Below are 20,977 nucleotides of genomic sequence, written 5' to 3'. Positions count from 1 at the left end.
GGGCGGCCTTTCATTCGCCTGACATGAAAGGGCCGTATTACGCATGCGCGCTCCTTTCCATCACCGGAGAAGCTTTCCCCTCCTCCGCCCGGCGGATGCGGCGCGCCGGATTTCCCGCCCACACCTCATTGGAAGGGATGGAACGCGTTACCACGGAACGTGCTCCCACGACGGCGTTGTCCCCGATGGAAACGCCTTTCAAAATGAAGGTTCCGGCACCCAGGAAGACGTTGTTCCCAATCCTGACGGGAGCGGACCGGCGCAGAAGCCTGTCCTCCGCTCCCCGCCTGGCTTCCGGGTCCAACGCGTGGAAATCCGTATCCATGATGTGGACTCCGAATCCGGCCTTTACATCGTCTCCGATCGTCACCGACCGCGTGCAGATAATCACGGTATTGCTGATGCCCACCCGGCTGCCGATGCGCAGCACGCCGTCCCGGTCCACGGAAATCAGGCAGCGCTGGGAGGAACGGGAGACGCCGTGGGGGCCGTTCCGCATGGTAAATTCCCTTCCTATGCGGCACGGAACGGAACGGCGGCGGTTTCCCCTGGATATCCTGACGTCCGGAATTCCGAACGAACAGAGGCCGGGGCCGTAAACCGCATTGCCGGCATACAGGAGCCACCTGGCATACCAATTGTGAAGGGGATGCAGGCAGACGGCCCAGCAGCGGAGCACGGCTTTCCTGGCAAGATAAATCAATTGCTGCATGCGGCCCCCTCCCTTCCCTTTCCTTCATGTTCCTCCGTGCCGTTCCCTGCGTCTCCGGCAATGCTCCCGTAGATGCGTTTCAGTTGTTCCGCATTCGCGGAACGGTCATGGCTCGCCAGGGAGGCCTGCCTTCCGCGGAAGGAAATACGCCTGCACAGATCCATGTCCCCGAACAGGCGGCACACCAGCATGGCCAGCATTTCCGTCTCTTCAAACCGGTACAGGAAACCCGTTTCCCCGTCGGACACGGAATCCATCATCCCCCCGGCATAAGCCGCGATGCAGGGAGTGCCCACCATCTGGGCTTCCCCCAGTGAATTGGACTCATTTTCAATCATGGAGGGACAAACGAATACATGCGCCTTCCGGAATTGGCTGCACATCTGCTCCGCGTCCAGGCGTCCCAGCCAGCGGAAGCGGTCCCGGACTCCAAGCCGTTCCATCAGGTTTCCCAAATAACGGGCGTAGCCGTTCCTGCGCCACGCAGGGACTGACAGGATGTCCGGTCCGACCACCTTCACCCTGGCGTCAGGATAATGCCGCAGGACCAGGGGAAGAGCCTCCACCACCTTGTGGAATCCTTTCAGGGGGTAGTGGGACTGGCTGAGAAAAATCGTATGCTTTTCGCACGCTCCGGCATCCCATTCATGACGGTAAAAGGGTTCCCTGAGCGTGGGCTGGAGAACATGGTACCGCGCCGCGGGGTTCATGGCCCATGCGTGGGAACGGTCCCAGGCGGTACATCCTATTACATGGCGCACCTTGCCGAACAGCTCCCGTTCGTATTTTCCGCGCGCCTTGATCTTCCGCTGCTGGGCAAAAAGCGTGTCGCGGCGCAGCAGATCGCGGAAGGTAACGGATTTCACGAGTTCCCGGGCAGGAATGCCGCCCATATAGAACCCGGCGCAGACGGAAGACAGCCCCTGGATGGAAACGGCCGTGCGTTCCGCCCCGCAGGCCTGCACCCAGGCCAGGGAGTGCGGGTATTCGGAACCGCGGATATGGACCACGTCCGGGCTGAATATATCCCTGATTTCCCGGAAACAGGGTTCCAGTTCCTTCCTGTAAACCCCCATGTCCGCAGGGGCGGGAACCAGGTAATAGGTCATGGCCTCCCCGTCCAGGCGGCGCAGGGTGCGCCCCGGGTAAAACATGACGGCGGCCAGCTTTAAATCCGGGGCGGCTTTCATCAGCTCCTGCGCTCCCGCGTACATCCAGCCTCCCAGAACCGGTTCCGGAAGCCCAAGCATCCGGCACGGTTCGGGAAACAGGATATTGGACAGCCAGAGCACGTTCATCCCTTTTTCCGGAGCGTTCATGTTCTTCACCAGTAGCACCCCCCCTCCACACGGCTGGCGTGGCCTACCGTCTCCTCTCTTCCCGGCCTCGCCCACGCGTCATTGAAAAGCCGGGAATAATCATGTTTGGGAGCGCCGGGATCGGCCCCGTAGGCAGGGTCTTCCCAGCGTCTGCCCCGCAGGCCGAACAGCAGTTGAAGAGCCCCGCCGAGATGCACGGCCTGCCTGCCCCTCCTCTTGGCATGGGCCGCCAGATGAAAGCCGTAAGCCCCGCACCCGATGAGGCACACATCGTAATCCCGGCGGTCCATCTCCCCCTCCATCCATGCCAGGGCTTCAAACCAGTCGGCAAAACGGTCCGGCCCCGCGCCCAGGCTCTGGACGGCGGCCAGCGTCTCCAGGGAAAAGGAAGGAAGAACCTCCGGGTTTTCAAAAATCCTTTCCCTGTTCCGTTCGTATTGGAGCGTGATGCTTTCCGCGAAAGGATGGACCACCAGCACCTTCCTTCCCTCCAGGGCCCTGCTCCATGGCCGGGAAGACCAGTAAGGCTCCAGATTCAGCAGGCGCACGCGGGGAACGTCCCGGATCATGGGCATCACCTCCCGTTCATACGGAAGCCAGCTTCCCAGGATATCCAGTTCCATCATGTCACGCAGCATCAGCTCGCAGAAACGGGCCAGATACTCCGGCGCGGCCGGGAAAAAGCCGGACCACTCCCTCATCTGCCTCATGATGTTTTTATTCCACCACCACTGGTCCCTCCGGCCCGTGATGTAGTCCAGCGGATTCCTGCCCGCCTTCCCAATTTCCAGATAATTATGCAGGCAGGACATTTCCGTGCAGCCAAACCGTCCCACCATGGCGGGACGGCCGGAGCGGAGAAGGTCCTCAATCATCGCGGAAGCCGCGTCCGCATCCAGTTCACAGGAAGGGGGGCCCAGTTCCTCCCTGCCGGAACAGCGGTCAAACATGCGGCGCAGCAAATGCAAACTCTGGTGCATCAGTGAAATCATGGCATGGACAAGTTTAATTACCTCCGCAGGCATTCTCCTCCCGAAGGAAGCGGCGCTTCATGGACCGGAGCTCCAGCCGGCTGCGCCACGTCTTCCAGTTCCTGGCGGCATTCCTGATTCTTGCGGAGCAAGGGGGCTTTTCCTCCGGATCAAAAAAACCCCTCCTGGAAAAATCCATGGAGATGCCGTGCCGTTCAAACAGCTCCGCCACCGGCCCGTACCATTTGCCGTGGATGATGCCCGTGAAAATGTAGGGAATGATCTGGTACCCCTCCCGGGAAAACAAAGTGGGGTCCACCGTCAAAAACTCCATGCGGGAATACTTAGCCCTGCGGCTGCCGAAGCATTCGAACTTCCATGCGGATTCTTCCTTCCTCAACAGGGAAAGCAGCGCCTCCCTGCGCCACAGGGAGCCCTGGCAGCACGCATACCAGGGATAATCCGGGTCACTGGTGAAAAGGCCTTCATACCGCGAAGGCTCTCGGGCCGGAATTCCCTCCGGCGTCAACTGGATGCAGGGAATTTCCGGATGGGCGCGCATCTGCGCCGCGTATCTTTCCACCGCCCCGCCGTCCACCGGCGCCGTCAGGAAGTAATCCTCCTGCATGTACAGCACCGTGTCCGTTTCCATGGCCTCCAGGGCCCATTTCAGGCATTCGCTCCACGTGGCCCTCCTGCGCCCCGGAATGATCCGCCCTGCGCAACTCCTCAGGGAAATGACGTTTTTCTCCGGACCGGAGTAGGCCTTGTACTCCGTATTCAGGTACACGCGGGCGGGACAATCGGGCCAATAGAGGGACCAGAGCCTGAAAAAAGGCTCCCAGCAGTCTTCAAAGGAATCACAGGTATTGACGAGAATGGAATAGGATTTCATGGAATTATTTGGAAAACTGAATTTTCCTCCAGGCGCTTTTCAGGAAAAAAACAAGGGTGCCGCGCTCCCTGCCGTCCAGAGAAAAAAACCAGAGGAAAAGGAGGAAGACGACCAGGAGCGAGCAGGTGCGGAACAATACCGGAACGGGAGAAAGCGACGCATCAATCCGGCACAGGAGGATGCCCGCGGCAAACGTAGCCGCGCTGGGAACAAGGCACGGCGCCAGCACCTGGAAAGAAAAATCCCGCAGGCTGAGGCCAAGACGCCGCACGCAGATGGAAAGGGCCAGCAGCCCCCCCGGCAGGGTTACGAAAAGAATGGCGGCCACATACATCATGCAGGGAGGCCATCCCATGCGGTAGAATCCCCAGGTAGCGCCCAGGAAAAGAATTCCGGACCCCGTTTTCACCAGCGTGTACAGGCGGATGTTCCCCTCCGCGTAAATGGCGGCCCCCAGGCTGAGGAAAAGCTGTTCCAGCAAGGTTCTGGCAAGCTGGAGCCTGCAGAACAGGACCGCCCAGGCGGGGACGGAATGAAGCCAGAGGCCCAGGAGCCCCGGAGCCTCCAGAATCAGGGGAATGGCGAAAACCGCCATGAGCAGGTAGGCGAATTTGCAGCCGGACAGGGAGGCCCGCAGCATGAGGCCGCGGTTGCCCGCCCCCTCGCTTTTTGAAATGACCGGATTCAGGGCCTTCAGCATGGTCCCGGAAAAAGCCATGGTTTGCCCGTTGATCTGCTGGGCGACGGCCTGCGCCGCATTGAGGGCAACGCCGAAAAAGTGGTTCAGAACGATGCCGACGCCGTATTCCGACAGCATGCTGCTGGCGGAAACCGTGAAATTCCAGCCCGCAAAGCTTCCCATTTCCCGGAAAACGCCGCGTTTCCAGTAACGCCGCGGCGCAATCACGCACTCCGCATAGTTCCTGCGGCAATAAACAAGCATGGCCGTCATGGCAAGGATGGAAATCCCGGCCATCAACACCCCGTACAGAATCAGCTTGTCCGCCAGCACATGAACGACAAGCAGGGCCGCCCCCAGCTTCAGGAAAGATTCCAGAACGCCTATGACGGCGAAATACAGCATATTTTCATGGGCGTTCAGCACGGCTTCACAGGGAACGCCCAGAATGCCGAACACGGTGCTGGCGATCATGGCCCAGTATACGCACCTGGCGGCAAAAACCCGGTCCTCCGGAATATTGAGAACATGCCCGAACAGGATGGGGGCCGCAGCGTACAGCAGGATTCCGACCATCACGGCAATGGCAAGATGGAGCACCACGCTGATATTAAACACGATTTTCTGTTTCTCCGGGTCCCCTTCCCCCTCCGCGTAGCTCATGAAGCGCTGGGTAGCCGCCGCCATGCTGGCGTTGAGAAAAGCCAGCATGGCAATCACGCCCGCCACCATGTTGAAAATGCCGAAGTCGTCCACTCCCAGGGCATTCAGGATCAGGCGCGTCGCGTACAGGGAAACGAACATGGTGACGCCCATTTTCATATACAGGAATCCTGTGTTCCTTATCACTCTGGAGACGGTGTTCATGAAACGGTGGAAGAAGAAAATACCGGGAAAAAGGCTATGGGGCTAATGCTGAAGAAAAGGGGGCGGTCAACGGCGCTATCCGTCAGTTTCGGAATACTCGTCGTAGTAATGAAAACGGGAATTTTTGAAATTCTCCGCATTGAGGATAACAGCTCCGGAACGGAATTCGCCCTTGTCCGCAAGCCCCTGGATGACGGGGACGTACTGCTTCTCGATCATGCCGCATCTGATGACATACAGGACCAGGTCCGCATGGCGCGCCATGAGGGAGGCGTCCGCCACGGCCTCATACGGGCAGCCGTCCAGAATGATGCGGTCATACCGGGCGCGCCAGTACCGGAGCAGCTCTTCCAAACGGCCCTGGGTCAGCAAGGCGACGGGATTGGGGGGAACGGGGCCTGCCGTCACCAGGTCAAATCCCGGGAATCTTTTGCCGGATTGCAGGACGGAATCCGGAGAAACCTGCGGATTCATCAGCAGGTGGACAAGGCCCCTGGCATTCTTCCCTCCGTAAAAGGCGGAAAGGCTGGCCTTGCGGAGGTCTCCATCAATGAGAAGGACTTTTTTCCCGGTCTGGGCATACGCGGCAGCCAGGTTCAGGGCCGTAAACGTCTTCCCCTCCCCCGCTCTTGTGGACGTCAGGAACAGGATGCGGGGCGCTTCCTCCGGATTGGGCAGCAGCATAAGTTCCGCATTATTGCGGAGGATGTGAAAGCATTCTTCCATGAAGGAACGGCCATTCGTGACGACCAGGGGCAGCTTCTTCCGCTCCTTTCCGGAAAGCAGGGGCAGCTCCCCTGCCAGCGGCAGGTCCGTCAGGCCGGCAAGGTCCTTCTTGTCCCGCACCTTCGTATTCAGGGCGTTCCCGGCCAGCAGGGCCAAAAGGCTTGCAAAAGCGCCTCCGGCCATGCCGCCCATCGTCATCAGGGACAGTCTGGGCGCTACGGGAGCATTGGAGCCGAACGCAGGTTCCAGAATGCGGGCGCTTGGTTCCGTCGTAGCCAGGGCCAGGGCGTTTTCCTCCCTCTTTTTCAGCAGCATCAGGTAAAGTTCCTCCATGACCTTCTGCTCCCGGAGAAGAGGGACCAGGCCTTCATCCTTGGAGGCCATGTCCGACAAAAGCCGGTTGAGTTCATTCCGCTCCTTTTCCAGTTCACCCATCCTCACTTCCAGCGCGTTGCAGTAATTGGCGATGGAACGGCCAATGGATTCGCGCATCTCCTTCATGTTCTCCGCGAGGGAGGAAACCATGGGATTCTGCCTTCCCGCGCTGGCGAACAACTTTTTATGCTGGAGGAAATTGTCATTGAAAAGTTCGATCTGCTTGGCAATTCCCGCATCCTGAATGCCTATATTGGCGGGGATCATGTCCTGCTGGCGGCTCCGGTCCGCCAGCAGCCTGGCGAGCACCTTCACCTGGATCAACTCCGTCCTGGTGGAAAAAAGTTCCGTCCCTATTTCCTGCACCCTGTTGAACGTGGCATCCAGCGTCGTATCCATATCCTTGACGATCCGGCTGTTGCGCTTGTAGTCAATCACCTGCTTGTCTACGCCGCCGAGCTGGCCGCCAAGCTTGCCAATGCGCTTGACGATGAACTCCTCCGCCCGCGAGGCGGCCATTTGCTTCTCCCGCCTGGAATGGTCATTGTAAACTTCAATAAGATAATTCAGGGCGTCTTCCGCCTTTTGCGGATGGGAAAGCCTCAACGTCAGCTCCAGCAGGCTGCTTTCCTTGGAATCGGGCCGCGTTACGCTCAGCCGGCCCAGCATTCCGTCGGTGGCCTCCTTCACGGAAACGCGCTCCACGAAAATGGTCCTTCCCATGCTGCCTGAAGAAAAATAAGAAGTAGGGCATACATTCACCGTGGCGAAGGGAAGCTTCAGCGGAACGCCGAACTTTCCGTGCAGAACGTTTTCCCCGCTCTCCTTCGCCCGGTAAGACAGGGAAAATTCCCGGCCATTCAGCGGAGTAACCGCCAGGGAACAAGGCTGAAACGCCACCTCTTCACTGAACTCCGCCTTCAGGGGAGTCGTATGGTAAAGATCCACTTCCCGGATATTCCGCTTTTCCCAGTAGGAGACGTCGAGCCCCAGCCCCTTCACCACACGGCTCATCACCTCCGAGGACTTGACCACATAGCTCTCGTTCGCCAGGTTGGCCTCCCCCGGCTTGAACCCCAGATCGGAAAGAATGATTTCCGAGACCTGGGCATTCTTCTGCTTGTCATCCCTCAGCATGATGCGGGCGGTCTTCTGGTACAGATACCCCTGCCGGGCGCAGATGAAATAAGCCAGCCCCCCGCCCAGCAGGGCGCACGCCAGAATCCAGGGCCAATACCTCCTGGCCGTGGAAAAAATGAACCGGAAGGAAAAAATATCGTTGTCCTCAGGCTGTATCACTGAAACGGGCATGGAAGGAAAACAGGATGAAACGGCTTACAGGCTGATGGCGATGACGGCAATAAGCAGGGACAGGCCCGAAAGGCCCCAGGCGTAGTACTGGGCGCTTTCGCTCCTCATGTTGATCTTGCGGTCTGACGGAGTGACATAAATAATATCATTCTGCCGGATATAGTAATAAGGAGAGGAGAAAATGGACTTGCTGCGCAGGTCCAGCTTGACGATCTTCCGGTCACGCTCCATTTCCCGGATCAGCACGATGTCCCGGTTGCCGTCGATATTCAAATCTCCCGCCCGGCTGATGGCGTCAAAAATGGTGACGCGCTGGCCGTCCACCTGGTAGGAGCCGGGATTATTCACCTCTCCCAGAACGGAAAATTTGAAGTTCATGATCTGGACGTTGACGGAGGCGTCCTTGATGTAATCACTGTTGCGGAGCTTTGCGGAAATGTCGTGGGCAAGCTGGGAACACGTCTTCCGGGCGGCCTTCATCTTCCCGATGACCGGCAGGACAATATATCCCTCGTCGTCCACCAGGTACCCTTTGGGCCGCGAATTGCTGGCGTTGTTGGAGATGGAATTGCCCATTTCCGCCATGATGAAGGGGGTAGTCAGTTCCGGCTGCTTGCTGCTGACGGAAATATAAAGCTGATCGTCTTTTTGAATAGTCGTCTGGTATTTGGTGACTATATCCTGCCGGGTCTCACCCGTAATGTCCTGGATATAGAGAACCTCTTTCGGATTGACGCAGGAGGCCAGCAGCAGGGAGCAGACAGCCAGGGAGGCCAGCCGGAAAATTCCGGGAGAAAAAAGAGAGGGGCGGTTCATCATCATTAAGGTATAAGGTTATGGTTTTAAATGGATAAATAATCAGGATTCTTCCTGCTTGGACGGAAAAGGCACAGGCACGGAAAGATCGTTCCTGATGAGCATGCTGCCCGAGATATTCCTGAAAGCGTCCTCGCACTGCCGGACGTCCTTATGGGCCAGCAACCGGACAACGGTTTGGAAAACGATCCTGGCGTCCATGAACAGGGACACATTCCGGGCGTAAACGATGTCGTAGCACAACCGCCTGTAGAACGGGATTCCGTTCCTTCCGTATACCTGGGCCATGCCGGTCAATCCGGGCCGGACGGAACAGCGCGCCATGCGGCAGCGGCCGGGAAAAACATCCAGCTGCTCCGGAATCCATGGCCGGGGGCCTACAATGGACATGTCTCCCTTGATAATGTTGACCAGCTGAGGCAGTTCATCCAGGGAATAGCGGCGTAAAAAAGTTCCCAGCGGAAAAGACCTCAAGTCATCCGGAAGCAGGAGCCCCTCCGAATCACGGGCATCCGTCAGGGTCTTGAATTTAAAAACCCTGAACAATTTCCCGCGGTACCCCACACGCGTCTGGAAAAAAAACGGAGACTTCCGCGTATGAACCAGGAGTATTATGGATATAACGGCCAGAAGAGGCGATACGATTATCAATGTCCATAAGGATATGGCAATATCCAATACGCGTTTTCCAAAAAACTTATACATGGCTCCGCACGCAAACTACCGGATTTCAAATCCGGCATCTGACTTTCCGGAGAAAAACGCTCATCATCAATGATGATAAATAACTTGCATGATTCTAAAATTTCCTTTCACGCCGCCTTGCGGAAGCGCTGCCATTTATATATTCAACCACAAGTATCTGATCCGCATGAAAAAATATTAATTCGTCATTGACGACGGATTTGAAATCCGCACTTTTCATGAATGCAACAACAACAAAATGGAAAGGCGAAAAACGCCGCCATTCCTGAAAAATGAAACCGCTTTCCACGCTCACAGGAACAACCAGAATATTCCGGGTTCAAAATGCCGCAATTGAAGAGGACCGCAATGGAAAAACAGGAAAATTAAGGAAAAAGAAACCTGAATTTCCGAGGGCTGGAAAATTCTTTCGGAAAAGGAGGCATTCCGAAGAAATGCGCCTGGGGCATGCGCCAAAAAGCGCACATCTTCACGGACAATGAATTGCCGGCAACAGGCATCAAGACAAAAAACCGGTTCCTATGATGCCATAGGGCGGATGGCATTCCCTGCCGGAGTTGAACCGAGCCTTTGCCGTTGGAGAGACGGCCTTCCTGACCGCTAGAAGAAGGGAACGTTACAGCCGGAATAAAACAGCCCGCTTTTCGCAAGCCGCTGGAACTGGCATAGCACTTTCCCGGAAAGAGTCAATGATTTTGCCGTATATGTTCCCTTTTTTAATCAAACACGGGATTCCAGCAGGGATCGTCCGCCGCATCAAAGCACAGCAGCGCCTGTTCCGGCGTGTTCTTTTCCAAAGCCATGGGAGGCAGTTCATCCCGTCCGAACCAGCGGCTTTCAGACGTTTCCGGATTGGGCTGGAAGGAGCCGCCCTTTTCTTCACATAATACAAAGACCTTGCAAACCCCGTACGCATAGGGGGGAGGGTTGTGCCTGTTGCGGTCATGTAGGGCAATCAGGCGCACGGCCTCCACACGCAGGCCCGACTCTTCCAGAACCTCCTTGACCGTGTTGCCGCGCACGGACTGGTTCACATCCACCCAGCCGCCCGGCATGGACCACAAGCCGGAGTCTTTTTCTTTCACCAGCAATATTTTACCTTCCCGGAAAATAGCCGCGCGGGTATCCATTTTCGGCGTTTGAAATCCGGTCTCACTGCAAAACAGCCCCCGGACCGTATCCATATCCAGCCCGGATTTGGCGCTCATGATTTCCGCGGCGATTTCCCTCAACCGCTGGAAACGCTCCAGATCATAGGGGTCTTTCGCATACGTTATCCCCGCCTGGGCCATAAACTGAAGTTCCACCGCCCATTCCAGCCATTGCGGAGGCAGCGCATTACGGACCGTTTCACCAGCGTCATCCATGCGTCCACGTTACCACAAGGAGCTATCCCGGCGAACCTTATTTTCCATCCGGCCGCCTTCCGTGGCGGATTGTTCACTCAGGCCTTCTGGACCATTCCCCATCCCCATGGCAGATTTCCCCGCGTAACCGGCACGATTGATTCATCCAGTCTTAATTGGACCAAGGTACGGGCACTCCCCAGGTTTGCCGTTCCGCATGAAAAAAGACGCCTCATGACGCTCCAGGCCGCATGAGGCGTTGATCATTTTTCCCCTTTTACTTCCGGAACCGCCACGGGTTCCCCCAGGAACCGGGGTTCACGCCCCCACAGCCACAAGTCCAGCATCATCCATACGCGCGCCGCGCGCTCCCTGAACCAGCTTCTAATGCGTGAACTGCGGTTGGGAACATCCGGGGCGCTGACGGCCCACGCGTCCATTTCCTCATGTGCAGCGATCGCCAGGGCACGTTCATTGTGAAATTCCTGGGAAACGACGATCATGGTTGAAACGCCAAAGACCTCCTTCATCCTCACGACGGAATCCAGCGTCCGCAGCCCCGCAAAGTCACACACAATCCGGTCCTCCGGAACGCCGCGCTCCACCAGGGCCTGCTTCATCCATTCCGGTTCATTGTAGGCGTGGGAGCTATTGTCCCCGGAAACGACAAAAACCGTCGCCTTCCCGGCCCTCCAAAGTTCCGCCGCCGTATCCATTCTATGATAGAAATACCCGTTGGGGCCTCCCATGAACGTAGGGGAGCACCCCAGCACCAGGGCAGGCGCGCGAACGGGAACATCCGCGGAATGCTCAAAAACCCTGCCTCCGGAAGCGGAAGCTATGTACCACTCCGCTCCCGCCGACAACAAGGCCAGCGCCAGAAAGGCGCCTCCCGCCGCTTTCAAAATGAAAACGGTTATCCCGCCCTTCCTGTTCCAGCCACGGTCCAAATGCTTTCCCATCCAATAAACGGCTCCTGCCAGCATAGACGCTCTATTTCACTTTAAGCTTTGAATGTAAATAGTTCTTAACCGCAGGATCCACCGTTTTGATATCCAGCACCGTATCACCCCATTTATTTTTCGCCTTAATGTCCGCTCCGTGATCCACCAGAAATCCCGCCACGTCCAGATAACCGCCTTCCGCGGCATAGATCAGCGCGGTTTTTCCATGCCTGGTCTTTCCCTTTACCTTGGCTCCCTTTTTGACGAGGTACTTGACCATATCCAGGCATCCCCGCTCGGAAGCCTTCATCAAAATGGAGTGGCCTTCCTTGTCCGTGCCATTCAAATCCGCTCCTTTAGCCACCAGCATTTCCATTCCATCCATATTCCGGCCATCAGCGGCATACGCCAGCACATTCCGGCCTCCCTTGTCCCTGGCTTTCACGCTGGCTTTCCTGTCAATCAAGTAGGCAAGAATGTCATTGCGCCTGCACGTTGCGGCTCTCATCAGGGCGGTCGTGCCGAATTCCCGGTCCTTTTCATTGGCGTCATATTTGCATTCTTCCATCAAATACTTGACAATGTCCATATTGCCCCCTTCCACGGCTCTCATGAAAATGGAAATGCCGTACTGGTCCACAGCCTTGGGGTTGGCGCCTTTGGACAGCAGGTAATCAAAAATCTCCTTATCTCCCACATACGCCGCCCAGGCGAGTGGAGACCAGGTCATCGCGTCCCTGCCATTCACGTCGCTTCCCTTTTTCAAGCCTTCCAGCTGCAACCCGAGATTCACCCAGTTCTTCAGCCTGTTTTTTGACTTTAAGGGGTCGAGGGCCGCCTTCACTTCCTTTACCTTCTTTAAAGCGGCATCGTAAGAGTCAATTCCAGCGGCAGCGGCGTGAGAAATGGAAGCCGCACACAGGCAGGCGCCCACCGCCCAAACGGAGAGTTTGTTCAAATTCATGGTCATCATAGGGTGTGGGGATGGATACCGGAAAGCCGGCAGGGAAACCCCCGGAATGGGTGCCAATATAAAATGGAAAAACCTTTTGGTCAATAAGAGAAGGAATGGGCCAACACCGGACCTCTAACAAAAAATGGCTCCTACCCAAAATTCCATGTGCCCGGCTGTCCGGGACCCCGGACAGCGTCACTACGCAATCCTGCAAGGGACGCTTGAACATAAATGCCCCGGGGCCTTTCACGGAAAACCAGATGATTTCATCGCAAAACAGGGAGAATACTCCACCCGGCAGTACTGGGGGAGGCTCCTTTCAACACATTCTTCAGGTAACTATTGTTGACCGGAGATACAAGTAAAAGCGGTAATTTCCGTATGCTTGAAGACGGAAAAGGCCCGCCAGAAGCGAGCCTTTTATCTACATAATTTATTGTTATTCAGCGAAGTACCCCCGACCGGACTCGAACCGGTACGTCCTTGCGGACAACAGATTTTAAGTCTGCAGCGTCTACCATTCCGCCACGAGGGCATTGACCGGACGGCACTCTACAGGAATGCCGCGGGGATTCAAGCACGAATCCCCTTCCGGTTTTTAAATCCCTAGCCGCAGACTTCCACAACCATGCTTATTTCCACCGCCACGTTGAGCGGCAGGGCGGACACGCCCACAGCCGTGCGGCTGTGGCGGCCGATTTCGCCAAAGGCTTCCACCAGCAGGTCGGACGCGCCGTTCAGCACCTTGGGATGGTCGTAGAAATCCGGGCCGGCATTCACAAATCCGTTCACGGCCACAATGCGGGAAACCTTTTCCAGGGAGCCCACGGCCTGCACGATGACGGCCAGGCGGTTCAGAACGGCGGCTCGCGCGGCGGCCTGCCCTTCTTCCACCGTCAAGTCCTGCCCTACCTTGCCGAAGTATTTGTCCTCCCCGTTCACGGAGATGCCGCCGGAGAGGTGAAGCAGGTTGCCCGTACGCACGCATTGCACGTAGGAACCCACGGGCGCGGGCGCATCGTAAATGGCGTAACCAAGATCGGAAAGGCGTTGACGTATTTTATCCATAATAGAGAATTTGACAAAGGTTGGATTGGAAGAATGCACCGGAAATATTTGCGTTTCCAGATGCATTTCATGACATTTTGAACAATTTTCGGCCTGTTTGCACGTAAAATGATTGCCATCTACCTCATTTAGTTGCTATTGAAACAACCCGTACATGATGACCGAAGAAACTCCTTCCACAGACCCCAAGCAGCAAATTCCGGACCTTTCCGGCTTGGCCGACTTCCAATTTGGTCCGGCCTGGGCGAGACCGGGAGCCCGTCAGGAACGTTCCGCGTCCTATCCGGAACGCAGGTCCGGCGACAGGCAGGGAGGCGACCGCCGTCCGCGGCGCGACAGCCGCGAAGGACGCCAGCCCCGGGGGGAACGCCGTTTTGACGGTCAGAATGGTGAAAGAAGATTCAACCGGGAAGACCGCACCCGCGGTTCCTTCCGCCCGCGCCGCGACGGAGACCGCCGCGAACAGGCGCCCCGCCCGCCCATGGCGGAACCGGCCGAAGGCCTGCGCGTGGAGCTGCGCCCCGTGGATTCCGGCCTGGCCGCCCTGCACCAGGAGGTGCAGAAGCACCGCCGCACCATTTCCCTGCTGGACCTTGCCAAGGTGGTCATGGGTTCCTACGACCGTTATGACCTGGTGTTCATGAAGCAGGAGAACGGCCCGGACCTTTACCACTGCAAGCACGGCGACGGAGCCTGCTTCATTTCCCGCCAGGAGGCCGTCAAGCATCTCTGGCAGTCTTCCTGGATGCCCAAGTATTACGAGTCCGTGGAACAGGAAGTGGAAGCGCCCAAGGGCGATTTCAAGGCGATTGCCAAGTGTTCCCTGAACAATGAACTGGTGGGCCCCGTCAACTGGCACGGCTACCAGTCCGCCCTGATGAACCTGCACCGCACCAAGTTTGCCAGCATGCCCTTTGAGGCATTCCGTTCCAAGATCGTGACGGACAAGAGCGAGGAAGCCGTGCAGGCATGGCAGGAAGCCGTTTCCAAGCGCACCGCCTGGAAGCCCGTCCGCGAAGGCGCCTCCGAGGTTCTTCTGGAATCCCCCGCCGCCGTGGAACAGGATTTCGAGTCCAACCACTTTGAAGAGTGCTATGACGTCACGGACAAGGTGTTCGTCAACGGAGCCGTGAAGAAAAACCATCTTTCCCCCGGCCTGTGGGCGCACCTGATCCAGTTGTCCGGCACCACGCGCCGCCATCCCAGCATGCTGATTCCGAACCTCTGCCACGGGCTGGCGCGCCACCACATGCCCATTTTCAAGTGGAAGGGCAACCATTACACCGGCCCGGCACGCCCCAAGGCCATGGAAGAAGGCACCGTTCTTTCGGATTCCCTGATGTCCATCGCCACCTGGGCGGCCAACAATCCGGGCAAGGGCGTGGACGCCATGCTCAGGGAGCTGGCCCCCGTGCCGGACCCGGAAAAGGCCACGGAAGAGGAAGTGGCCCAGGCTACGGAAAAACAGCAGAATCTGGTCCGCGACCTGTTCTGGCTGTCCGAACAGGGCTACATTCTGGTTTTCTCCAACAACACCGTCAGCCGTCCGAAGGCCGTTCCGGCCCAGGCCCCCTCTCCCAAAAAGGCTCCCAAGGAGAAGCAGAAACCGGAAGAGAAGGAGCCGGACATGCCGGTGGCGGAAGCCGCCGCGCCCCAGGAGCAGAAGGAGGACACCCCTTCTTCCGAAGCCCCGGCAGCCCGGGAGGAACCCGCTGAAGAAACTGACACGGCAGCCGAGCCTGCGGAAGCAGCCGCCCCTCCCGTGGAGGAAGAGGTTCCTGCGGAAAATGTTCCGGAGACGGTTGCCGCAAAAGCCTGACGCCTTCCCGAATTCCCCCGTCATACAGTCCGCAGGATTATCTTGATTCTGCGGACTTTGTTTTGTAGAAGAAAAGGAAATCAACAGGATTTTACATATGATCAGTACAACAATGGCAACCGCTCTTAATGAGCAAATCAAATGGGAAATGTATTCAGCCAACCTTTACCTGGCCATGTCCGCCTACCTGCAGGACGCCGGCCTGACAGGGTTCGCCCACTGGATGCGCGTCCAGTACCAGGAAGAAACCGCCCATGCCTTGAAATTTTACGATTTCCTTCTGGCGCGCGGAGGACAGTTTACCATGTTGTCCATCGATGCCCCGGCCGCGAGCTGGTCCAACATTCTGGAAATGTTTGAAGAAACGCTGTCCCACGAACAGGAGGTCACGCGCCGCATCAATGACCTGGTCCGCCTCTCCAAGGAGGAAAAGGACTTCGCTACGGATATTTTCCTGCACTGGTTTGTCAGTGAACAGGTGGAAGAGGAAGAAACCGTCAAGGACATCATCAGCAAACTGCGCATGATCAAGGGAGAAGGCCAGGGAATGCTGCTCATGGACAAGGAGCTGGCGGCCCGCACCTTTACCCCTCCTCCCGCCAATTAACTCATTCAGGCGCTTTTCCGGCCATTCTCCGGCACGTTTTCCCCATGAAAACGCTTTTCCGGAGAATGGCCGGCAGAACAGTTCGGCTATCAGGAGCGCATGAACATCAAGATAAGGCCGGCTGCAAGGGAGGATGTCCAAAAAACAAGCGCTCTATATGATGATTTTTTTGCCTGTAATGCTGCACAGCTACCGGAAAATTGCATTGCGGCAACTGAAACGGGAGATTGCCCGAATCCTGTGATTGAAAGCGGCAGCGGCGATAATATGATCGCGGAAAGAGACAATGCCGTTATCGGATTCGTGCATGTTGAAGAAAACGCGCCACCTCCCTATCCTTCCGTAGTTCCTCATAAATATGGCTGCATCATAGACTTTTTCGTCATGCGGGAATACAGGAGGAATGGAGCTGGACGCCTGCTTTTGGATAAAGTCAAACGCTGGGCAAAATCACGAAACCAGGAACACCAGGAACTCACGGTATGGGAGAATAACGGCAGCGGCAGAAGATTTTACGAGCGTGAACATTTTACAACAGCATCCCGGACAATGCGCCTGGACGTGTAACCGACTTTTTAAATGGAATTATTAAAGATGAATGATTTTGAAACAGCCTTGGTGAGCCCGGGGAAAAACAGCCTCATTCCGGAGGAGGACAACTGGTTCGGCCCCCTCGTCGGAACCTGGGATATTGAATGGGTTGACGGGCACGGCACGGAGCATGAACGCCACGTGAAAGGGGAATGGATTTTTTCATGGGTCCTGGAAGGCATGGCCGTCCAGGATGTGTTCATCTGCCCTTCCCGGGAGGCCCGGAAGATCAAAACCTGGCCGGACGCCGCCTACGGCACGACGATCAGAATTTACAATCCCCAGCAACGGACATGGGACATTTTTTACGGTGTGGCCGGAGAAGCCACGCGGCTGGAAGCGAGAAAGGAAGGCAGCCGGATTGTCCTGACGGAAATTACCGGGCAAAAGATGAAATGGATTTTTTCCGAACTTACGGAAAATACGTTCCATTGGAGAAACATGGCCACGGAGGACGGGACGCACTGGTTCCTCCAGGGGGAAGCGTTCGCTGCCAGACGTACCTAGAACACGCTTGTTCATCGGCATGGCTGAACCCGCCGTCTTTCCCTTTCTGCCCCCTTCCAGGCCCGTTTAAAGGGGTTTTCCCTGCCTTCACTCCTGTCCGGCAAATAAAGCAGCCCGGACCCAACAAGGAGCCATGCCTGCCGATGCCCGCCAGGCATCCATAAAAATTTCCGGGGGTAGAACCGGCTTTTTTCTCTTCTCCGGCAGTCCAGAACTGATGACGGGACCTGCCTCCAAAGGCGGCAGCATCCTGTTTTTCCTGGTGCGCACCCGTATAAAACTTTTCTGAAACAGGCCTCCCTTTCCCATGGAGAGCCCTTGCATGAGGCCTCTTTCCGGTCCGGGCTTGTCATGCTGACGCGCCCTTTTATGCCAGATTTATGCCGGTTTCCCGGCAGTTCCGGAAAAAACTTTCATTCATCAACAGCTTACGACTATTTTTAACATGTTATTCACATTCTATCCTCAAAATACAATCATTCTATTAACATTCAACATATTGTATCCGGAATACCATCAAAAGGCTTATTATCTGCAAATGTAAAATTTTAATAAAAATTTATATTTTTGACTTGCTCGCGGAAGGCGGCGGCGGTAGGTTGGCTGAACCGCCGCCAAGCCTCCGGACGGCACCGTTACCAAACCTACCCCAGACATTCACCACGACCATGAGCTCCATTTCCGAAGAAGCAAACAAGCTGGCGGATTTCATCCTGTTCACGCAACGTTCCTGCATTCTGAATCTTTCTTCAGAATTGAATGAGGGCAAGGTTTCCTATCCCCAGTTTTTCCTGCTGACCTACCTGGCCAGCGAGGACTTCCTGAGCATGTCCAGCATTGCCCTGAAGATGGGGCATTCCACGGCGGCGGCCACCGGCATGGTGGACAAACTTCAGGAGATGGGCTATCTGAAACGCATGAGCGCGGCCAAGGACCGCCGCAAAATCATGGTCGCCATCACCCAGGAAGGGCGCGACCTGGTGGACCGCATGCGCCAGAATATCGTCCGGGACCTGGCCGCCCTGATGGCCGGAGCGGACCCCGACGCACGCCAGACGCTTGCCGATACCGGGAAGTCCATTAAGAAGCGCCGTCTGGCCTGATTTCAGGTTTTTATTGGTTCCGTACCGGAAAAAAGCAGCTGGTTTTTTACCGGTTCGGGCGGGCTTTTTTATTAATTCTCCGCCGTTCCATTGTTTTTCAGTTGCCGCAAGGACTTGCGGCGCTCCTGACCATATCCGGTTTACGGTTTTAAACGGACCGCCCCCTTGTTCCCGGCTGTGTTTCCATCAGGGGTTACGTTGAAAGGACATATACCGCGGCTTGAACAGCAACAGCCAGCCGGAAGCGGAGGCTGCGGTCTGCGTGCCTGAATTTTTTCCTCAGCGCAGCAGAGGGGAAATTCACTCTTTCCTAAAAAGGCTTCCTGCGGAGATTGTTTTTGCCTGAATTGGGGCGGCGTGCTAAATACTGTCAGTCACGAATGCAATAGACCATGGATCTCCATACTTATTTACGCAATTTTCCGGACGCCCAGGGCCGTTTTGGCGAATACGGCGGCGTTTACCTGCCGGACGAGCTTGTTCCCGCCTTTGAAGAAATTACGGAAGCCTACCAGACGATAGCCCACTCCGCCCAGTTCATCAATGAACTGCGCCGCATCCGCAAGCAGTTCCAGGGACGCCCCACCCCGGTTTACCACTGCGAACGCCTTTCCCGCCACCTGGGCACTTCCCAGATTTACCTGAAACGGGAAGACCTGAACCATACGGGCGCCCACAAGCTCAACCACTGCATGGGTGAAGGCCTTCTCGCCAAATACATGGGCAAGAAACGCATCATTGCGGAAACGGGCGCCGGGCAGCATGGCGTGGCCCTGGCTACGGCTGCCGCCTTCTTCGGCCTGGAGTGTGAAATTCACATGGGAGCGGTGGACATTGCCAAGCAGGCCCCCAACGTCACCCGCATGAAAATCCTGGGCGCCAAGGTGGTGCCCGTCACGCACGGCCTCCAGAGCCTGAAGGAAGCCGTGGATTCCGCCTTTGATTCCTACCTGAACAGTTATCAGGATTCCATTTACTGCATCGGTTCCGTGGTAGGCCCCCACCCCTTCCCGCAGATGGTGCGCGATTTCCAGATGTGCATCGGCGTGGAAGCCAGGGAGCAGTTCATGGAAATGACGGGGCTTCTTCCGGACGCGGTGTGCGCCTGCGTGGGCGGCGGCAGCAATTCCATGGGCATGTTCACCGCCTTCCTGGGAGACCCGCTGGATATTTACGGGGTGGAACCGCTCGGCAAGGGGCCCAGGCTCGGGGATCATTCCGCCTCCATCTCCTACGGGAGCAAGGGCGTCCTGCACGGGTTCGAGAGCATCATGCTCCAGGACGAGGACGGCAATCCGGGACCGGTCCATTCCGTGGCCAGCGGGCTGGATTATCCTTCCGTGGGACCGGAACACGCCTACCTGCACGACATCGGCCGCGTGAATTACGTTACCGCCACGGATGAGGAAGCCGTAGACGCCTTCTTCAAGCTTTCCCGCTATGAAGGAATTATTCCCGCCCTGGAAAGCTCCCACGCCATCGCCTACGCCATGAAGTGGGCCCGGGAAAACAGAGGAGGCGCTATCCTGGTCAACTGCTCCGGCCGCGGAGACAAGGATGTGGATTACGTCGTGGAGCATTACGGCTACGGGGAAGACCGCCAGTTCCCCTCCTGATTTCATCCCCTTCATCGTTTCCGGCGGAGGGAGGATTTCCCTGCCCTCCGTCCGCCCCCTTTCCGCAAGGCCCTTCCGCCACGCCCCTCCATGAAAGAATTGTCCAGCCTGGTTCAACGGAGTTTCCACGTCGTTCCGCGGGAAGAGGATTTCCATACCCTGGCTTTGGGAGCGTCCGGCCGCACCATCGTCCGCATCCGCCTCGGCTCCCGCACATGCATCGGCATCCGGTGGGGCAATGACCGCGCGGATAATGATTCCTTCATCCCCGCGGACCGGCACCTGCACGCCCACGGAGTGAACGTGCCGGAGATTTACGACTACGAACCGCTCGGCGCCGGCTGCGGGGCCGCGCTGGTGGAAGACCTGGGAGACGCCAGCCTGCTGGCCTTCCGGGGAGAGTCCTGGCCCTCCCTGCGCCTGCGCTACATCCGGGCCATGGAACAGCTCCATCTGCTTCACTCCTGCCCGTTTCCGGAGGAGTTCCCCCTCCAGCCCGCCTTTGACGAAGCCCTGTACCGCTGGGAGCAGTCCTATTTTGCGGAACACCTGCTGGGGGCCCACCTGGGGCTGGAAACGGATTCCTTCCTGAACCATCCGGCCCTGGAAGAGCTGGCGCAATTCCTGGCCTCCCTTCCGGAATGCCCCGTGCACCGGGACAGCCAGTCCCAGAACGTGCACATCCACGCGGGTAAGACCTGGCTGATCGATTTCCAGGGCATGCGCGGCGGACGCCCGGAGTATGACCTGGCCTCCCTGGTTTATGACGGCTATGCCCGTCTGGAACCGGAGCAGGCGGAGGAATTGATCAGGGAGTGGGAAAAGATTTCCGGGCAGCCCCTGGATGACCGCATCTTCCGCGCCTGCGCCCTGCAACGGCTCATGCAGATGCTGGGCGCCTACGCCAACATCGGCCACAACCAGGGAAAAACCTGGTATCTGGCCCAGATTCCCGCCGGGCTGGAACACCTGCGGAAGCTTCTGCCCGGCTCCACGCTTGCAGAACCGCTGGCGGCCATGCTAGCATGATCTTTCTCCCTGCTCC

21 protein-coding genes and 1 tRNA gene are annotated in these 20,977 nt (G+C 57.1%); 9 read left to right on the top strand and 13 right to left on the bottom strand.

The window, feature by feature from the left end:
- Positions 1–37: 37 nt before the first annotated feature.
- The 8 genes from J5W70_RS09665 to J5W70_RS09630 all read right to left on the bottom strand — a co-directional run bounded on the left by J5W70_RS09665 (position 38) and on the right by J5W70_RS09630 (position 9,376).
- The gene (locus J5W70_RS09665; RefSeq protein WP_022396779.1) at positions 38–712 is read right to left on the bottom strand and encodes an acyltransferase; all 675 of its coding nucleotides are present in this window, start codon (positions 710–712) and stop codon (positions 38–40) included.
- On the bottom strand, positions 700–2,031 hold the full coding sequence (locus J5W70_RS09660; protein ID WP_022396778.1) for a glycosyltransferase family 4 protein: 1,332 nt from the start codon (positions 2,029–2,031) through the stop codon (positions 700–702). Before J5W70_RS09660 ends, J5W70_RS09665 begins: the two co-directional genes overlap by 13 nt.
- Before the next feature lie 5 nt (positions 2,032–2,036).
- A complete protein-coding gene (locus tag J5W70_RS09655; protein WP_022396777.1) occupies positions 2,037–3,023 on the bottom strand; it encodes a hypothetical protein in 987 nt (328 codons plus the stop codon).
- A gap of 13 nt (positions 3,024–3,036) precedes the next feature.
- Complete coding sequence (locus J5W70_RS09650) at positions 3,037–3,897, bottom strand: hypothetical protein (protein WP_022396776.1); 861 nt, start codon at positions 3,895–3,897, stop codon at positions 3,037–3,039.
- Between the two features lie 4 nt (positions 3,898–3,901).
- Positions 3,902–5,398, bottom strand: a complete 1,497-nt coding sequence (locus J5W70_RS09645; RefSeq protein WP_215832742.1) for an MATE family efflux transporter — start codon at positions 5,396–5,398, stop codon at positions 3,902–3,904.
- 120 nt (positions 5,399–5,518) lie between these two features.
- A complete protein-coding gene (locus J5W70_RS09640; RefSeq protein WP_215832741.1) occupies positions 5,519–7,843 on the bottom strand; it encodes a GumC family protein in 2,325 nt (774 codons plus the stop codon).
- A 36-nt stretch (positions 7,844–7,879) separates the two neighbouring features.
- Positions 7,880–8,677, bottom strand: a complete 798-nt coding sequence (locus J5W70_RS09635; RefSeq protein ID WP_022396773.1) for a polysaccharide biosynthesis/export family protein — start codon at positions 8,675–8,677, stop codon at positions 7,880–7,882.
- 36 nt (positions 8,678–8,713) lie between these two features.
- On the bottom strand, positions 8,714–9,376 hold the full coding sequence (locus J5W70_RS09630) for a sugar transferase (protein ID WP_022396772.1): 663 nt from the start codon (positions 9,374–9,376) through the stop codon (positions 8,714–8,716).
- A 272-nt stretch (positions 9,377–9,648) separates the two neighbouring features.
- Here J5W70_RS09630 and J5W70_RS09625 point away from each other — a divergent pair, with 272 nt between their 5' ends.
- Entirely contained in the window at positions 9,649–9,858 is a 210-nt protein-coding gene (locus J5W70_RS09625) for a hypothetical protein (protein WP_146018118.1), read from the top strand.
- A gap of 234 nt (positions 9,859–10,092) precedes the next feature.
- Here J5W70_RS09625 and J5W70_RS09620 read toward each other — a convergent pair whose 3' ends face one another.
- The 5 genes from J5W70_RS09620 to J5W70_RS09600 all read right to left on the bottom strand — a co-directional run bounded on the left by J5W70_RS09620 (position 10,093) and on the right by J5W70_RS09600 (position 13,689).
- The gene (locus J5W70_RS09620; protein WP_022396771.1) at positions 10,093–10,743 is read right to left on the bottom strand and encodes an NUDIX hydrolase N-terminal domain-containing protein; all 651 of its coding nucleotides are present in this window, start codon (positions 10,741–10,743) and stop codon (positions 10,093–10,095) included.
- A gap of 242 nt (positions 10,744–10,985) precedes the next feature.
- Positions 10,986–11,627, bottom strand: a complete 642-nt coding sequence (locus tag J5W70_RS09615; RefSeq protein ID WP_215837048.1) for a SanA/YdcF family protein — start codon at positions 11,625–11,627, stop codon at positions 10,986–10,988.
- A gap of 88 nt (positions 11,628–11,715) precedes the next feature.
- Positions 11,716–12,630: an ankyrin repeat domain-containing protein gene (locus J5W70_RS09610; RefSeq protein WP_180973749.1), complete on the bottom strand. Its 915-nt coding sequence runs from the start codon at positions 12,628–12,630 to the stop codon at positions 11,716–11,718.
- A 443-nt stretch (positions 12,631–13,073) separates the two neighbouring features.
- Positions 13,074–13,156, bottom strand: a tRNA-Leu gene (locus J5W70_RS09605).
- 71 nt (positions 13,157–13,227) lie between these two features.
- The gene (locus J5W70_RS09600) at positions 13,228–13,689 is read right to left on the bottom strand and encodes a RidA family protein (protein ID WP_102721838.1); all 462 of its coding nucleotides are present in this window, start codon (positions 13,687–13,689) and stop codon (positions 13,228–13,230) included.
- A gap of 154 nt (positions 13,690–13,843) precedes the next feature.
- Between J5W70_RS09600 and J5W70_RS09595 the strand changes: the two genes are divergently transcribed.
- The 8 genes from J5W70_RS09595 (at position 13,844) to J5W70_RS09560 (ending at position 20,961) form a co-directional block, all read left to right on the top strand.
- Positions 13,844–15,508, top strand: a complete 1,665-nt coding sequence (locus tag J5W70_RS09595) for a hypothetical protein (protein ID WP_022396767.1) — start codon at positions 13,844–13,846, stop codon at positions 15,506–15,508.
- 97 nt (positions 15,509–15,605) lie between these two features.
- A complete protein-coding gene (locus tag J5W70_RS09590) occupies positions 15,606–16,115 on the top strand; it encodes a ferritin (protein WP_180970932.1) in 510 nt (169 codons plus the stop codon).
- Between the two features lie 99 nt (positions 16,116–16,214).
- On the top strand, positions 16,215–16,682 hold the full coding sequence (locus tag J5W70_RS09585; protein WP_215832739.1) for a GNAT family N-acetyltransferase: 468 nt from the start codon (positions 16,215–16,217) through the stop codon (positions 16,680–16,682).
- Between the two features lie 27 nt (positions 16,683–16,709).
- Positions 16,710–17,213: a hypothetical protein gene (locus tag J5W70_RS09580; RefSeq protein ID WP_022396765.1), complete on the top strand. Its 504-nt coding sequence runs from the start codon at positions 16,710–16,712 to the stop codon at positions 17,211–17,213.
- A 133-nt stretch (positions 17,214–17,346) separates the two neighbouring features.
- The gene (locus tag J5W70_RS09575) at positions 17,347–17,502 is read left to right on the top strand and encodes a hypothetical protein (protein ID WP_215442308.1); all 156 of its coding nucleotides are present in this window, start codon (positions 17,347–17,349) and stop codon (positions 17,500–17,502) included.
- Positions 17,503–17,881: 379 nt separating this feature from the next.
- Positions 17,882–18,316, top strand: coding sequence for a MarR family winged helix-turn-helix transcriptional regulator (locus tag J5W70_RS09570; RefSeq protein ID WP_022396764.1), 435 nt, complete (start codon positions 17,882–17,884; stop codon positions 18,314–18,316).
- 392 nt (positions 18,317–18,708) lie between these two features.
- The gene (gene trpB, locus J5W70_RS09565; protein ID WP_022396763.1) at positions 18,709–19,932 is read left to right on the top strand and encodes a tryptophan synthase subunit beta; all 1,224 of its coding nucleotides are present in this window, start codon (positions 18,709–18,711) and stop codon (positions 19,930–19,932) included.
- Between the two features lie 90 nt (positions 19,933–20,022).
- Positions 20,023–20,961, top strand: a complete 939-nt coding sequence (locus J5W70_RS09560; protein WP_022396762.1) for an aminoglycoside phosphotransferase family protein — start codon at positions 20,023–20,025, stop codon at positions 20,959–20,961.
- Positions 20,962–20,977: the final 16 nt, after the last annotated feature.

Origin of the sequence: Akkermansia massiliensis (genome assembly GCF_018847375.1) — a bacterium.
Classification (GTDB): Bacteria; Verrucomicrobiota; Verrucomicrobiia; order Verrucomicrobiales; family Akkermansiaceae; genus Akkermansia; species Akkermansia massiliensis.
This window is presented reverse-complemented; position numbering and strand designations above follow the sequence as displayed.